This is a genomic window from Bradyrhizobium sp. U531 (assembly GCF_051710265.1).
Lineage (GTDB): Bacteria > Pseudomonadota > Alphaproteobacteria > Rhizobiales > Xanthobacteraceae > Bradyrhizobium.
The window spans coordinates 114,347-129,843 of sequence record NZ_JASVEN010000001.1 but is presented as its reverse complement, the minus strand read 5'-3'; the positions used below and the strand labels follow the sequence as shown (position 1 = coordinate 129,843).

Below are 15,497 nucleotides of genomic sequence, written 5' to 3'. Positions count from 1 at the left end.
ATTCAAGCCGACGCCAGCAACCGCGGGCGGCCCAGCATGATCGTCACGTCCGAAGCGGGCCGCGGCTTGCTGAACAGATAGCCCTGCGCCTGGTCGCAGCCCTCGCGCCTGAGCAGCTCGAGTTGGGCGTCGTTTTCCACGCCCTCCGCCGTGGTGACGATCCCGAGGCTGCGGCCAAGGCCCGTCACGGCGCGGATGATCGCCATGGAATCGTCGCGCGTCGCCAGCTCCGACACGAAGGAGCGGTCGATCTTGATCTTGTCGAACGGGAAGCTGCGCAGATAGCTCAGCGACGAATAGCCGGTGCCGAAATCGTCGAGCGAGATCCGCACCCCCATGGTGCGCAGCTCGTGCAGGGTCGCCAGCGTCGCCTCGCTGTTCTGCAGCAGCACCGATTCGGTGATCTCGAGCTCGAGGCGTCGCGCATCGAGCCCGGACGCGGACAGCGCATCGGTCACCGACGCGATCAGATTCGGATTCTTGAATTGCACCGGCGACAGATTGACGGCGAGGTCGACGTCCTCCGGCCAGGTGGCCGCGTCGGCGCAGGCGGCGCGCAGCACGAATTCGCCGAGCTGGAGGATCAGACCGGTCTCCTCGGCGAGCGGAATGAAGTCGATGGGAGAGATCAGGCCGCGCTGCGGATGGTTCCAGCGCAGCAGCGCCTCGAAGGCGACGACGCGGCCGCTGACGACGTCGCGGATCGGCTGGTAATAGGCTTCGAACTCGCTGCGTTGCAGCGCTGCGCGCAGATCCATTTCCAGCAGGCGGCGTGCCTGCGCGCGGGCATCCATGCCGGTTTCGAAGAAGCGATAGGTGCCGCGGCCGTCGGCCTTGGCGCGATAGAGCGCGAGGTCGGCGTTCTTCAACAGCTCGTCCGGATTGCTGCCGTCCTGCGGCGCCAGCGAGATGCCGATCGAGACGCCGATCAGGATCTGATGATCGTCGATCTCGTAAGGCGCGGAGGTGACCTCGACGAGACGGCCGGCAAGGGATCGCGCGGCAGCCTCCTCGGACCGGCCGATCTGGACCACGGCGAACTCGTCGCCGCCAAGCCGGGCCACGGTGTCGCCCTCGCCGACCGCCGCCTTCAGCCTGCGGCCGACCTCCTTGAGCAGCGCATCGCCGATGGGATGGCCGAGCGAGTCGTTGATGTCCTTGAAGTGATCGAGATCGAGACAGAGCACCGCGAGCTGATCGCCGGAGCCGGTCCGGCGCAGCCCCTGCTCGAGCTGCTCGTGGAACAGGACGCGGTTCGACAGGCCGGTCAGCGCGTCATGGCGCGCCATGTGCGAGATCTTGGCCTGCGCCTCCAGCCATTCGGTGATGTCCTCGAAGGTCGCGACCCAGCCGCCGCCCTGCATCGGCTGGTTGACCACCCGGATCGCGCGGCCGAACCGGCGCACGATGTCGGTCGTGGTGCGTCCCTCGCGGGCGTCGGCAACGAGGCGGGCGAAGAACTCGTCCGCATCGCCGTGCCATTGCCCCCTGGCCTGCTCGTCCCTGAGCACGTCGACCAGCCGGCGGCCGGTCAGCGCCATGTCGGTGCGACGAAGCATCGCCGTATAGCGCTCGTTGAACAGAATGACCTTGCCGTCCGCGTCGAACATGCAAAGCCCCTGCGACATGTTCTCGAGCGCCGTGTCCAGCACCATCTGCTGCGCGCCCAACTCGCTCCTGGAGCGGCGGTCGAGCAGCGCGGCCACGAGTGCGACCGCGATGATCGCGACGGCGACGCTTGCGGTGAGGAAAGACAGCGAGGCCGGCGCGATCGACAACCCGCTGATCGCCAGCGTCGGATCCGGCGTCAGCAGCACCGCGCCCATGGCCGTGAAATGATGGGCGACGATGGCGATCGTCAGCAGGGCCGTTGCCGTCAGCGCATGAGAGAGGTCGTCGCGCCGCGCAGCCACGAACAGCGCAAGCGCCGCGAAGAGAATTCCTGACAGCACCGAGACGGCGACCGTGCTTCCGATCCACTCCACCCGCGCCGGTATCTCCAGCGCCGCCATGCCGGTGTAATGCATCGCCGCCACACCGGCACCGACGATGGCACCGCCGGTAACGATCCACACCGTGCGCGAGGACGACACGGCAATGCCCAGCCCCACGAAGGTCACGGCGATCGCTGAGATCAGCGACAGGATCGTGACCGGGATGTTGTAGGCGCCAACGCCTCCCGGCCCGTAGGCGAGCATCGCGATAAAGTGGGTTGCCCAGATGCCGCAACCGCTGACGGCGGCATCGAGGCCGAGCCAGGCCAGACGCTCGATGCCGTGCGTCGCGCGTGCGCGATGGAACAGGCTGATCGCCGCCGCGCTGGCGAGCAGGCACACCGCGCCGCCAAGTGCGACGAGCCGCAGATCATGTTCTGCGGTGAGACAGTAGAGAACTTGATGCATCGCGGGCCCCTGTTGGACCCGCACTTGAGCCGATCAATGTGGACAGGTGGTAACCCGCTACGCGCCTCTTGCAGCAATGGTGAACGGAAGATGTGTTCATTCACTCGGATTGTTCATCCTCCGCGGCGCCCCGAAGCCGATCACAATCGCCGCAAGCAGCAGGGCCGACATGGACACGACCAGCGACAGATGGAACCCGGTCATGAATGCCCCTTCCGCGGCCACGAGCGAGCCGAACAGCGCAACGCCGAGCACGCTGCCGGTCTGCCGCGTCGCGTTCAGGACGCCCGCCGCGATGCCCGAGCGCGCCTTGTCCACACTGCCCAGCAGGGTCGAGGTCAACGGCGGAACCAGCAGCCCCAGTCCGCCGCTGATCGCAATCAGCTGCGCACAGATCATCCAGTACCGCGTGTCAGGTTCGATCCAAAGCAGGCCGAAACAGCCGAGCGCCGAGACGCAGGCGCCGACCACGATGGTCGGGCACGGGCCGATGCGCTCGGAAAGGTGCGGCGCCAGCAGGTTGATCGGCAGCACCGCGCCCATCATCGGCACGAAAGCGAGCCCGGTCCACCACGCCGACAGCCCGTTGATCTGCTGGAAGTACAGGCTGAGCACGAAGATCAGGCCATAGATCGCGATGTTGACGAGCAGGCCGACCAGGGAGGTCAGCGCGAACAGCCGGTGGCTGAACAGCGACAGCGGCAGCATCGGCTGCGCCGCGCGGCTCTCGCGCCAGAGGAAGAGCACAGCGAAAGCGGCGGCGCCGACAAAGGCGCCAAGCACGACCGGATGTGACCAGCCGAGCGCACCGCCCTCGATGATGGCGCCGGCCAGCATGCCCAGCGCGCCGATCGCGGCGAGCTGGCCAGGAAGATCGATCTCGCGCGAGCGCGCCCGCGTGGTCTCGCTGGCATAGCGCCAGGTCAGCCACAGGCCGGCGAGCCCGATCGGCAGATTGACCATGAAGATCGAACGCCAGCCGACCAGAGTGATCAGCGCGCCGCCGACGAAGGGGCCGGCGGTGAGCGCAAGACTGGCACCCGCGGCCCAGACCGCGACGGCCCGGCCGCGCGCGCGGTCGTCGGGATAGGCGTGATTGAGCAGCGCGAGCGAATTCGGCACCAGGATCGCCGCCGCCAAGCCCTGGACCAGCCGCGCGCCGATCAGCACGGTCGCATTGGGCGACAGCGCGCAGGCCAGCGAGGCCGCGGTGAAGATGGCGAACCCCGCCATGAAGACGCGCTTGGCGCCGATGCGGTCGCCGAGCGCGCCGGCCGTCAGGATGAAGGCGGCAAAGGCGATGGTGTAGGCGCTGACCACCCATTGCAGCTCGGCGACGCCGCCGCCGAGCGTCCGCCCCATCGCATCGAGCGCGGTGTTGACGATGGTGACGTCGAGCTGCACCACGCCATAGCCGAGGCTCATCGCCGCCAGCGTGAGGGATGTCGCAAGAGGCGAGCCGGCGCGTGGCGTGCTGGCTGCCTTGTCGAAGGATCCGTATTTGATGGTGTTGGCTCGCATGCTGCACCTCGATTGCAGCCCCATGCGAATATAGGCGATCGGCGCGCGATCATGCTTCGATAATGGACGAAGGATGGACGCAACCACGCGAACGCGCCGACCGGTGGCTTCCCCTCTCCCCTTGTGGGAGAGGGTGGCTCGCCGCGTAGCGGCGAGACGGGTAAGGGGTTGTCTCCGCGAATTCGACTCTCATCCGAGTTCGCGGAGACAACCCCTCATCCGGCGCTTCGCGCCACCTTCTCCCACAAGGGGAGAAGGGAAGCGCGCTCGTTGCTCAGCTAGCCGCGCGCAGGTTTACCTTGCTCTCGGCCAGTTTCGTCAGCTTCATGTCGGTCGCCTTCTCTTCCTCGAGTGTCTTGGCAAGCACAGCGGCGCAATCGCTACGGCCGAGCTGCTTGGCCCAGGCGACCAGGCTGCCGTAGCGCACGATCTCGTAATGTTCGGCGGCCTGCGCCGCGTTGATCAGGGCCGCGTCGAGCACGGCCTTGTCGGCCACCTCGCCGGCGGTCTCGTCGGCTTCCTCGATGATGCCGTCGATCGCCGGGCAATCGACCGCCTTCACGGGCACGCCGTGCATCTTGAACACTTCCTCGAGCCGCGCGACGTGCTGCTTGGTTTCCTCGAGGTGCGTCAAAAAGCCCTGTTTCAACTGTGGATCGGTGGCCTTGCTGGCCATCTTGGGCAGCGCCTTGGTGAGCTGCTGCTCGGCGTAATAGATGTCCTGGAGCTGGTGCACGAACAGGTCGTTCATGGTTTTGATATCTTTTGTGAACAGTCCCATCGTTCCGTCCTCTTGGTGTTTGGGAACACGCAGGCAGCGGCTTTGCGTGAAAAAAGCCGCCCGTTCCGCCATGTTCGGTTGCTGATGGGGCCCAACGAGCGCGCGGCATCGACGTTCCAAAAAGACCGGTCAAGGCTTGCGCTGGAACAATGCGGACGGCGCCGACAGCTGCGATCATGCCGGCATTCGACATGCGTGGGCCGGGCCGGCTTACGACTCATATGCTTAACGCGCCGTCGATGTGAACCGCGTATGACAAAACCGGCCGGTCCGACGCAGAACCTATTGTTGTCAAGGGCTGCACAAGCCGCTGTTTTTGCATTAAATGAGCTGGATCATGCCTAGCGATCGATGCCCGTCTTTGGCCATGATCGTACCCGACTGGCCAATGCCTGGCCTCGTTGGTCTTGCCCCCCGCCGGGAGGATGAATGCACGGACTGCTGCCCGCGCTGAAACGCGGCTTCAAGAGATGGATCGGCTGGCGACGGCTGGGAGTTGCCGCGAGCATCTTCATCATCGCCTTCGCGATTACCTCGCTGGTGCGAACCCTCAAGGGTATCGATACCGGGGTAATCTTGACCGCGTTGACCGAGATCCCCCGCGGCAGCATCGGGCTGGCGGCGGTCTGCGTCTTCTTCGCGTTCTGCACGCTGACCTTCTACGATTTTTTTGCACTGCGAACGATCGGCAAGAAGCACGTGCCCTATCGCATCGCGGCGCTCTCCAGCTTCACGTCCTATTCGATCGGCCACAATATCGGCGCCACCGTCTTCACCGGCGGCGCGATCCGCTTCCGGATCTATTCGGACTACGGGCTGAACGCGATCGACGTTGCCAAGATCTGCTTCCTGTCGGGCCTGACCTTCTGGCTCGGTAACATCTTCGTGCTCTCTATCGGCATGGCGATCCATCCGGACGCCGCCTCCTCGATGGATCAGCTCCCCTCCTCGATCAACCGGCTGATCGCCCTTGGCGGCCTCGCCTCGATCGGCGCCTATCTGGTCTGGCTCTGCATGGGCGAGAAGCGGCGCGAGCTCGGCCAGAAGGGCTGGAAGGTGGTGCTGCCGTCGGCGCCGCTGACGCTGGTCCAGATCCTGATCGGGGTGGTCGATCTCGGCTTCTGTGCCACCGCGATGTACCTCCTGATGCCGGCCAATCCGCCGATCGACTTCATGTCGCTGGCCGTGGTGTTCATCCTGGCGACGCTGCTGGGCTTTGCCAGCCATGCCCCCGGCTCGATCGGCGTGTTCGATGCCGCCATGCTGCTGGCGCTGCCCGATTTCGGCCGCGAGCAGCTCCTGGCGACCCTGCTGGTGTTCCGCATCCTCTATTTCGTGATCCCGTTCGGCCTCGCCATCTCCATCATGGGCACGCGCGAGCTCTGGATGAACGTGGTCGAGCCCTGGCAGGAGCGGCGGCGGCTGGCGGAGGCCTGCGCGCAGGCCAATCTGCCGAAGCAGGTGGCGGCCATGGAGCGCGAGCGGGCGCTGCGGCAGGCCAGCAAGCGGTAAGGCACGCGCTTTAGACAAAGGTTGCGGATTGAGGGGCAATGCTCTCTTATTTCCGCCTCAACTTTGCCGTTGAAGACGCGGGCCATGATCCCTGTATTGCTTCGTAAGCTTTCCGCCGGCGCCCTGCTGATCGCCGGATTTTTGTCCGTTTTGCCGGCCGAGCGCGCTGCCGCGCAGGACGCCGGCACCCTGCAGATCAGCTGGGAGGTGCGTAACCGCTTCCGGCTATTCCGCGAAGAGCGCGACTTCCTGCTCCATGTCGAGAACGCCCGCAACCGCAGCATCCTCGCCGCCGAGCAATCGCTGGAGCTACAGAGCGAGGGCCGCGGCTGGGCCCGCAACATGGTCAACCGCCTCTGCATCGACCTCCAGGGCCGGGTCAACCAGCCCTGCACCCGCGACAACACCAAGGAAAACTACCTCACCCCGATCGACCATCCCGTCACCGTGCGCCTCGCCGGCGCCGTGCCGGTCGGCGCCACCTGCGCCTGGTCGTTCGACGACGGCGACGGGCCGCAACAATCCACCTTCGACTGCGCCGAGCCGATCAATCTGCGCGTCCGCTACGGCAAGCAGACGGTCGCGACCGTCGACGTCTCCTCCGGCTCCGACGCAAGCCAGCGCGTCCAGACCGAGATTCAAGTCCGCGACATCTTCATCGCCGGCCTCGGCGACAGCATCGCCTCCGGCGAAGGCAATCCGGACCGGCCGCTGGCGCTGTCCGACGAAGGCTTCTGCTTCCGCTCTTATCTCGGCACCGCCGCCGGCGGCCAGTACTACCGGCCGAGCCGCCACGGCTACAAGGGCGGCCGTGCCTGCGAGGCGCCGGACACGCTCGCGAACTGGCAGCGCTACAGCGCGCTCTGGTTCAACTCGCCCTGCCACCGCTCGCTCTACAGCTACCAGACCCGCACGGCACTCGCGCTCGCGGTGCGCTACACCCATATCGCGGTGACCTATCTGCCGCTCGCCTGCACCGGCGCCAGCATCGGCGACGGCCTGCTCGGCTCGCAGCGCGCCCGCGAATGCCCGCCCGGCAAGACCGGCGTCTGCAACACCAGCGTGAATGCGCAAGTGGCCGAGCTGCGCGAAGCGCTCACCGCGGCGAAGAAGCGCCAGCCCGACCGCACGCTCGATCTCGTGCTGCTCTCGGTCGGCGCCAACGACGTTTATTTCTCCGGCCTCGTCACCGACGTCATCGTCGACACCGCGACCGAACGGGCGCTGTTCCGCCGCTCCGGCGTGATGGCGAGCGTCGACGAATCCCGCGACGCGCTCCAGCGCGAGCTGCCGCAGAATTTCGTCAAGCTGCGCGAGGCGCTGAAGCCGCTGGTCGGCGGCGACCTCTCGCATGTCGTCTACGTCTCCTACGCCAATCCCGCGCTCGCCGAGGGCGGCGTGCCCTGCCGCGGTGGCCGCGCGGGCTTCGACATCCATCCCTCCTTCAATGCCGATCCGCAGCGCCTCGCCCGCGTCTCGACCTTCGTCGACACTGAATTCCTGCCGCAGCTGAAGGGCCTCGCCACCTGCACCCGCGGCGCGCTGTGCCGCGATCCCGAGGCCGACCGCATGACCTTCGTCGACGCGCACCAGGCCGCCTTCGCCGATCACGGTTTCTGCGCCCATTCCGGCAACGATCCCGAATTCGACCGCACCTGCTTTGCCGAGAACGGCCAGAGCTTCAACCCCGATATCGTGAGCGCAGCCAGCCAGCCGATGCTGTGCGGCCGCGGCGCTTCCGAATACCGCGCCTACCTGCCGCGCGGGCGCTGGATCCGCGACGCCAATGACAGCTATTTCGCCGCGATGACCTATCCGCAAGGACTGCCGGCGGCGAGCCAGCCGACCGACATCCACGACGCCACCTGGGGCGTGCTCTCCGCCGTCTATGGCGGCGCCGTGCATCCGAGCGCGGAAGGCCATGCCGCGATGGCGGATGCGGCCCTGCCGGCCGCGAGCGCGGTGCTTCGCCTCGACGCCGTGCCGCCGGGCGTAACACGCGGCCTCCTCGCGCCGCTGCTGGGCGGCGGCACGCAGCAGTAACGAACACGGTGATGTCGTAACCCGGATGAGCGAAGCGACATCCGGGACCACTGTCCCCGCATATCGCTTTGCTCATGCGGGCTACGCGCTCTCTCCGCCGTCATTGCGAGCGCAGCGAAGCAATCCAGAGTCCTCTCCGCGGAAAGATTCCTGGATTGCTTCGCTGCGCTCGCAATGACGGGTTTGGCCAGCACCGTCCACTCTCCGGTGTCATCGCCCGCGCAGGCGGGCGATCCAGTACGCCGTGACAGCAGGGATTGAATCGCGAAGCCGCGACGTACTGGATTCCCCGCCTGCGCGGGGAATGACGGCGGTGTGTGCGCCGCTCGCTTCGCCGTGCCGCCAGGTGTGACGCGCGGCCTGCTCGCTCCGCTATTGGGCGGCCGCGCGCAGCAGTAGCGAGCACGGTGATGTCGTAGCCCGGATGAGCGAAGCGACATCCGGGACAAGTCCCCCGCATGTCGCTTCGCTCATGCGGGCTACGCGCTCTATCCGCCGTCATTGCGAGCGCAGCGAAGCAATCCAGAGTCCCTCCGCGGAAAGATTCCTGGATTGCTTCGCTGCGCTCGCAATGACGAGTTTGGCCAGCACCGTCCACTTCTGGTGTCATCGCCCGCGCAGGCGGGCGATCCAGTACGCCGTGACAGCAGGGTTTGAATCGAGAAGCCGCGGCGTACTGGATTCCCCGCCTGCGCGGGGAATGACGGTGGAGTGCATGGCGAAGTGCGCAGCCACCAACCGCGGGCTCTCACTCCCATACCATCGTTCCCCGCAACCTGCCGTTCCATCAATCCAAAAACGGCATCGATCGATACTGCCTTCAACTTGGACACTTCGCCGCGCGCGCCTCTAGGAGTCGCCTTGAGGAAATGTTCGAGTTCAAGGAGGCGCCTGATGAGCGCAGTGGTGTCCGCCGCGGACGCGAGGAGATCTCGCGTCAGGCTGTTCATCGTGACCATGTTGTTCCTGGTCACGACAGTCAATTATGCCGACCGCGCCACGCTGTCGATCGCCGGCCCCGCGCTCTCCAAGGAGCTGCATCTCGATCCGGTCGCGATGGGCTGGATCTTCTCGGCGTTCGGCTGGTCCTATGTCGCGGCGCAGGTGCCGGGCGGCTGGCTGCTCGACCGCTACGGCTCGCGCCTCGTCTATGCCTTCAGCATCATCATCTGGTCGCTGTTCACGCTGATGCAGGGCTGGGTCGGCTTCCTCAGCGCCGGCACGGCCGTGATCGTGCTGTTCGCGCTTCGCCTGCTCGTCGGCATCGCGGAAGCGCCGTCCTTCCCTGCCAATGCCCGCATCGTCGCGGCCTGGTTTCCGGGCAATGAACGCGGCACCGCGTCGGCCTTCTTCAATTCGGGGCAGTATTTCGCGACCGTGATCTTCGCGCCGCTGATGGGCTGGATCGCGCACAGCTACGGCTGGCGCTTCGTGTTCGTCGTGATGGGCGCGCTCGGCATCGTCATGGGCTTCGTCTGGCTCAAGACCATCTATGGCCCGAAGGAGCATCCTTCGATCAACGAGGCCGAGTTCGACTACATCAAGCAGGGCGGCGCGCTGGTCGATCTCGACGCGCCCAGGGACGATCTGCCGCGCGCGCGTGCGCCCGAGACCGGCTCCGGATGGGATCACATCCGCCAGTTGCTCTCCAACCGCATGATGCTCGGCGTCTATCTCGGCCAGTACTGCATCAACACGCTGACCTATTTTTTCCTGACCTGGTTTCCGGTCTATCTCGTCAAGGAGCGCGGCCTGTCGATCCTGCAAGCCGGCTTCGTCGCCACCTTGCCCGCACTGTGCGGCTTCATCGGCGGCGTGCTCGGCGGCGTCATCTCGGACGCCATCCTGCGCCGGACCGGCTCGCTGACCATGGCGCGCAAGATCCCGATCGTCGGCGGCATGCTGCTGTCGATGTCGATCATCGCCTGCAACTACGTCGACGGACAGGCGCTGGTGGTCGGCTTCATGGCCCTCGCATTCTTCGGCAAGGGCATCGGCGCGCTCGGCTGGGCCGTCGTCTCCGACACCTCGCCGAAGGAAGCCGGCGGCGTCTCCGGGGGCCTGTTCAACACCTTCGGCAACCTCTCCTCGATCACCACGCCGATCGTGATCGGCTACATCCTGGCCGCGACCGGCTCGTTCAACGGCGCGCTGGTGTTCGTCGGCGCCAACGCGCTGGTGGCCGCGTTCGCCTATCTCGTCATCGTGGGCAAGATCGAGCGGGTGACGCTCAAACGTTCCTCCTGAGGGCTCCCATGGGAGCTTGACCAGGCAACTCAACGGCGGCCCCAAAAGCCGCCGTCTTTGTTTTGGGGGTGATCGATGCTAGAAGTGCCGGGGAAACGCCTTATCCATCTAAGGCATGTATCGATGTTCGACCTCAACCAGCTCCGCTGTTTCGTGACAGTCGCGGAGGAATTACATTTCGGCCGCGCCGCCGCACGGCTGAACATGACCCAGCCGCCGCTGTCCCGGCAGATCCAGGTGCTGGAGCACATCATCGACGCGCCGCTGCTGGAGCGGACCAGCCGATCGGTGCGCCTGACGCCGGCCGGGCGCAGCTTCCTGCCCGAGGCCCGGCGCATCCTCAAGCTGGCGGAAAGCGCCTCGCAGGTCGCCCGCCGCATCGCACTCGGCAAGACCGGCTCGCTGAAGATCGGCTTCACGGCCGCCGCCGCCTACGGCTTCCTGCCCGAGCTCGTCGCCGCCTGCCGCGCCAAGCTGCCGGAGGTCGACTTCTCGCTGAAGGAGATGGTCTCGGGCGACCAGTTCGAGGCGCTCACGTCCGGCCAGATCGACGCCGGCCTGCTGCGGCCGCCGATCGCGCGGCCCGAGCTCGCCAGCCGCCGCGTCGTCGCCGAGCCCCTGCTCGCCGCGATCCCGAAGAAGCATCCGCTGGCGAGCGCCGACAGCATCACCATCAAGGATTTCGACGACCAGCCCTTCGTGATGTATTCGCCCTATGAGAGCCGATACTTCCACGACCTCTTGGTGGCGCAATTCACCCGCGCCGACGTGCTGCCGCGCTATGTCCAGCATCTCAGCCAGATCCACTCCATCCTCGCCATGGTGCGCGCCGGCCTCGGCCTCGCCATCGTGCCGGCTGCGGCCGCGGGCCTGAAAATCTCCGACGTCCGGCTGCGGCCGCTGAAGCTGCGGGGCCGCGTGCCGGTCGAACTGTTCATGGTCTGGCGCCGCGACAACGAGGATCCGCTGCTCGCCGCGCTGGTCAAAATCGCCGGCGAATTGTCCTCCGCGGAGGTGGCGGAGGATTGATGCTCAATCCGCATCGGTCGATATAGGCTTTGGCTTGGACGCGTATCGAACGGTCTCCTAAACCACGGCGCATGGACGCGCGAGCCCTTCACGGTCCGCGTCCTCCACAACACGCAATAAGGGAGCAGCGCCCGTGAGCAAGATGACCCCGCAGGAAATGGCCGAGAAGATCGGATCCGGCCTCCTGTCCTTCCCCGTCACCCCGTTTAGGGCGGATTACTCCTTCGACGAAGCGACCTACCGCGCCAACATGGACTGGCTTTGCGGCTATGATGTCGCGGGCCTGTTCGCCGCCGGCGGCACCGGCGAGTTCTTCTCGCTGACGCCTGCTGAGGTCCCTGAGGTCGTCAAGGTCGCCGTCGAGGAGACCAAGGGCCGTGTGCCCGTGCTCGCCGGCACCGGCTACGGCACCGCGATCGCCCGCGAGATCGCGATCGGTGCGGAAAAGGCCGGCGCCGACGGCCTGCTGCTGTTGCCGCCCTATCTCACCCATTCCGAGCAGGAAGGCCTTGCCGCCCATGTCGAGGCGGTCTGCGCCGCCGTGAAGATCGGCGTCATCGTCTACAATCGCGACAATGCCATCCTGCAGCCCGACACGGTCGCCCGCCTCGCCGAGCGCTGCCCGAACCTCGTCGGCTACAAAGACGGCATCGGCGACATCGAGCTGATGACCCGCGTCTACACCAAGCTCGGCGACCGCCTGACCTATGTCGGCGGCCTGCCGACGGCCGAGACCTTCGCGCTGCCCTATCTCGACATGGGCGTGACGACCTATTCCTCCGCGGTGTTCAACTTCGTGCCGGAGTTCGCCACCGATTTCTACGCGGCCGTGCGCAAGCGCGACCACGCCACGATCCAAGCCGGGCTGAAGGATTTCATCCTGCCGCTGATCGCGATCCGCAACCGCAAGAAGGGTTACGCGGTCTCGATCATCAAGGCCGGCATGAAGGTGATCGGCCGCGATTCCGGCCCGGTCCGTCCGCCTCTGACCGACCTCTCCGAGCAGGAGATTGCGGAACTGGCCGCGCTGGTGAAGAATCTGCCCGCCATCCGATCGTCACAACAGGCTGCAGAATAACGAAGACAACAGGGAGGAGCGTGCGATGGTGGAAATTTCCGGTGCACCTGTCGTCACGGCGATGCAGGTGATCCCGGTCGCGGGCCGCGACGGCATGCTCCTCAACCTCAGCGGCGCACACGCGCCGTTCTTCACCCGCAACATCGTCATCCTCACCGACAATGCCGGCCACACCGGCGTCGGCGAGGTGCCGGGCGGGCAGAAGATCTGGCAGACGCTGCAGGACGCCCGCGATCTCGTGATCGGCAAGACCGTCGGCGCGATGAACAACATTCTGGCCGACGTCCGCACCGCCTTCGCCGACCGCGACGCCGGCGGCCGCGGCAAGCAGACTTTTGATCTCCGCGTCATGATCCACGCCGTCACGGCCGTGGAGTCTGCGTTGCTCGATCTGCTCGGCCAGCACCTCAATTTGCCCGTCGCCGCGCTGCTCGGCGAAGGCCAGCAGCGCAAGAGCGTCGAGACGCTGGGCTATCTCTTCTTCGTCGGCGACCGGCGCAAGAGCAAGCTCGACTATGTCAGCGGCGAAACCAGCAAGGCGGAATGGTTCAACCTGCGCCATCAGGAGGCGATGACGCCCGAGACCGTGGTGCGGCTCGCGCAAGCCACCCACGACCATTACGGCTTCGCCGATTTCAAGCTGAAGGGCGGCGTGCTGCGCGGCGAGCAGGAGATCGAGGCCGTCACCGCGATCGCCAGGCGCTTCCCCAACGCACGCGTTACGCTGGATCCCAACGGCGCCTGGTCGCTGGACGAGGCGATCGGCCTTTGCAAGGACATGCACGGTATCCTCGCTTATGCCGAGGACCCCTGCGGCGCGGAGGCCGGCTTCTCCGGCCGCGAGATCATGGCCGAGTTCCGCCGCGCCACGGGCCTGCCGACCGCAACCAACATGATCGCCACCGACTGGCGGCAGCTCTCCCATGCGCTGCGCCTCGGCGCAGTGGACATTCCGCTGGCCGACCCCCATTTCTGGACCATGCAGGGCTCGGTGCGCGTCGCCCAGACCTGCCGCGACAACGGACTGACCTGGGGCTCGCACTCCAACAACCATTTCGACATTTCGCTGGCCATGTTCACCCATGTCGGTGCCGCCGCACCCGGCAAGGTCACCGCGATCGACACCCACTGGATCTGGCAGGACGGTCAGGCGCTGACCAGGGAGCCGCTGCAAATCAGGGGCGGCAAGATCGCGGTCCCTGATAGCCCGGGCCTGGGTATCGAAATCGACAGGGCCGCCATCGACGCGGCGCATGAACTCTACAAGCGGCATGGACTTGGCGCCCGGGATGACGCTATTGCCATGCAGGACCTGATCCCGGGCTGGACCTTCGACGACAAGCGTCCCTGCCTGGTTCGCTAAAAACTCTGGAGGACAAGATGACTGCGATCCTTAAAAACTTCATCGGCGGCGAATGGGTCGACGGCTCCGGCGTCACCAGGAACATCAACCCCTCCAACACCAACGATCTCGTCGGCGAATACGCCAAGGCCGACAAGGCACAGACCGAGAAGGCGATCGCCGCCGCCAAGGCCGCCTTCCCCGCCTGGTCGCAGTCGACACCGCAGGTGCGCTTCGACGCGCTGAACAAGATTTCGCTCGAGATCCTCGCCCGCAAGGAAGAGCTCGGCCGCCTGCTCGCGCGCGAGGAAGGCAAGACCCTGCCGGAGGGCATCGGCGAGGTTGCTCGTGCCGGCCAGATCTTCGCGTTCTTCGCCGGTGAGGCGCTGCGCCTGATCGGCGAGAAAGGCGCATCGGTGCGCCCCGGCCTCGACGTTGAGCTGACGCGGGAGCCCGTCGGCGTCGTCGGCATGATCACGCCCTGGAATTTCCCGATCGCTATTCCCGCCTGGAAGATCGCGCCCGCGCTCTGCTACGGCAACACCGTGGTGTTCAAGCCGGCCGAGCTGGTGCCGGGCTCCGGGCATGCGCTCGCCGAGATCATCACCCGCTCCGGCATTCCCGCCGGCGTGTTCAATCTCGTGGTCGGCTCCGGCTCGGTGGTCGGCCAGACCCTGCTCGACCATCCGGACGTTTCCGCGATCTCCTTCACCGGCTCGGTGCAGACGGGGCGCAAGATCGCGCAGGCCTGCGTGCTCTCCAACCCCATGAAGAAATTCCAGCTCGAGATGGGCGGCAAGAATCCGCTGGTCGTGCTCGACGACGCGGATTTGAAGACCGCCGTCGAGGTCGCCGTCAACGGCGCCTATTTCTCCACCGGCCAGCGCTGCACGGCGTCGTCCCGCCTGATCGTCACCGAGGGCATTCACGACCGCTTCGTCGCGGCGGTGGCCGAGCGGCTGAACAGCCTGTCGGTGGACGATGCGCTCAAGGCCGGCGTGCATATTGGCCCCGTGGTCGACCAGAGCCAGCTCGACCAGGACCTGCGCTACATCAAGATCGGCCAGGACGAGGGCGCCAAGCTCGCCTTCGGCGGCGAGCTGCTCAAGCGCGAGAACCCCGGCCACTACCTGCAGCCGGCGCTGTTCACCGAAGCCAACAACAACATGCGCATCGCGCGTGAGGAAATCTTCGGACCGGTCGCCGCCGTCATTCGCGCCAAGAACTACGACGAGGCGCTGGCGATCTCCAACGACACCGAGTTCGGCCTCGCCTCGGGCATCTGCACATCGAGCCTGAAATACGCCTCGCATTACAAGCGCAACAGCGAGTCCGGCATGGTGATGGTCAATCTGCCGACCGCCGGCGTCGACTATCACGTGCCGTTCGGCGGCCGGAAGGGCTCGAGCTACGGCGCCCGCGAGCAGGGCTCCTACGCACGCGAGTTCTACACGACGGTGAAGACGGCCTATACGTTCCCGGGGTGAAGATCGCAGGGCGGATTAGCGTAAGCGTAATCCGCCTCTTGTTTTCCGAACGTTG

General features: G+C 66.1%; 10 protein-coding genes. 7 read left to right on the top strand and 3 right to left on the bottom strand.

The features are described from left to right. Positions 1–2: 2 nt before the first annotated feature. The 3 genes from QRQ56_RS00550 to QRQ56_RS00540 all read right to left on the bottom strand — a co-directional run bounded on the left by QRQ56_RS00550 (position 3) and on the right by QRQ56_RS00540 (position 4,704). Positions 3–2,402, bottom strand: coding sequence for an EAL domain-containing protein (locus tag QRQ56_RS00550; protein ID WP_438736782.1), 2,400 nt, complete (start codon positions 2,400–2,402; stop codon positions 3–5). A 96-nt stretch (positions 2,403–2,498) separates the two neighbouring features. Further along, positions 2,499–3,923, bottom strand: a complete 1,425-nt coding sequence (locus QRQ56_RS00545; protein ID WP_438736780.1) for an MFS transporter — start codon at positions 3,921–3,923, stop codon at positions 2,499–2,501. 274 nt (positions 3,924–4,197) lie between these two features. Next, entirely contained in the window at positions 4,198–4,704 is a 507-nt protein-coding gene (locus QRQ56_RS00540) for a YciE/YciF ferroxidase family protein (protein WP_438740032.1), read from the bottom strand. Between the two features lie 429 nt (positions 4,705–5,133). Here QRQ56_RS00540 and QRQ56_RS00535 point away from each other — a divergent pair, with 429 nt between their 5' ends. The 7 genes from QRQ56_RS00535 to QRQ56_RS00505 all read left to right on the top strand — a co-directional run bounded on the left by QRQ56_RS00535 (position 5,134) and on the right by QRQ56_RS00505 (position 15,442). Next, a complete protein-coding gene (locus QRQ56_RS00535; RefSeq protein WP_438736778.1) occupies positions 5,134–6,216 on the top strand; it encodes a lysylphosphatidylglycerol synthase transmembrane domain-containing protein in 1,083 nt (360 codons plus the stop codon). 84 nt (positions 6,217–6,300) lie between these two features. Beyond that, positions 6,301–8,259: a hypothetical protein gene (locus QRQ56_RS00530; protein WP_438736776.1), complete on the top strand. Its 1,959-nt coding sequence runs from the start codon at positions 6,301–6,303 to the stop codon at positions 8,257–8,259. Between the two features lie 894 nt (positions 8,260–9,153). After that, entirely contained in the window at positions 9,154–10,506 is a 1,353-nt protein-coding gene (locus tag QRQ56_RS00525; RefSeq protein ID WP_438736773.1) for an MFS transporter, read from the top strand. A 123-nt stretch (positions 10,507–10,629) separates the two neighbouring features. Beyond that, positions 10,630–11,535: a LysR substrate-binding domain-containing protein gene (locus tag QRQ56_RS00520; RefSeq protein ID WP_438736772.1), complete on the top strand. Its 906-nt coding sequence runs from the start codon at positions 10,630–10,632 to the stop codon at positions 11,533–11,535. A gap of 133 nt (positions 11,536–11,668) precedes the next feature. After that, positions 11,669–12,613 carry a 5-dehydro-4-deoxyglucarate dehydratase gene (kdgD, locus tag QRQ56_RS00515; protein ID WP_438736770.1) on the top strand — a complete coding sequence of 315 codons (945 nt, stop codon included), beginning with the start codon at positions 11,669–11,671 and terminating at the stop codon, positions 12,611–12,613. 25 nt (positions 12,614–12,638) lie between these two features. After that, positions 12,639–13,976, top strand: coding sequence for a glucarate dehydratase (gene gudD / locus QRQ56_RS00510; RefSeq protein WP_438736768.1), 1,338 nt, complete (start codon positions 12,639–12,641; stop codon positions 13,974–13,976). Between the two features lie 17 nt (positions 13,977–13,993). Further along, on the top strand, positions 13,994–15,442 hold the full coding sequence (locus tag QRQ56_RS00505) for an aldehyde dehydrogenase family protein (RefSeq protein WP_438736767.1): 1,449 nt from the start codon (positions 13,994–13,996) through the stop codon (positions 15,440–15,442). The last annotated feature ends 55 nt before the right edge of the window (positions 15,443–15,497 follow it).

Excerpts from the sequence above, each read along its gene's own strand:
- QRQ56_RS00505 (WP_438736767.1), top strand. The coding sequence starts at position 13,994 with ATGACTGCGATCCTTAAAAACTTCATCGGCGGCGAATGGGTCGACGGC.
- QRQ56_RS00550 (WP_438736782.1), bottom strand. The coding sequence starts at position 2,402 with ATGCATCAAGTTCTCTACTGTCTCACCGCAGAACATGATCTGCGGCTC.
- QRQ56_RS00535 (WP_438736778.1), top strand. The coding sequence starts at position 5,134 with ATGCACGGACTGCTGCCCGCGCTGAAACGCGGCTTCAAGAGATGGATC.
- QRQ56_RS00540 (WP_438740032.1), bottom strand. The coding sequence starts at position 4,704 with ATGGGACTGTTCACAAAAGATATCAAAACCATGAACGACCTGTTCGTG.
- QRQ56_RS00530 (WP_438736776.1), top strand. The coding sequence starts at position 6,301 with ATGATCCCTGTATTGCTTCGTAAGCTTTCCGCCGGCGCCCTGCTGATC.
- QRQ56_RS00520 (WP_438736772.1), top strand. The coding sequence starts at position 10,630 with ATGTTCGACCTCAACCAGCTCCGCTGTTTCGTGACAGTCGCGGAGGAA.
- QRQ56_RS00545 (WP_438736780.1), bottom strand. The coding sequence starts at position 3,923 with ATGCGAGCCAACACCATCAAATACGGATCCTTCGACAAGGCAGCCAGC.
- gudD (WP_438736768.1), top strand. The coding sequence starts at position 12,639 with ATGGTGGAAATTTCCGGTGCACCTGTCGTCACGGCGATGCAGGTGATC.
- QRQ56_RS00525 (WP_438736773.1), top strand. The coding sequence starts at position 9,154 with ATGAGCGCAGTGGTGTCCGCCGCGGACGCGAGGAGATCTCGCGTCAGG.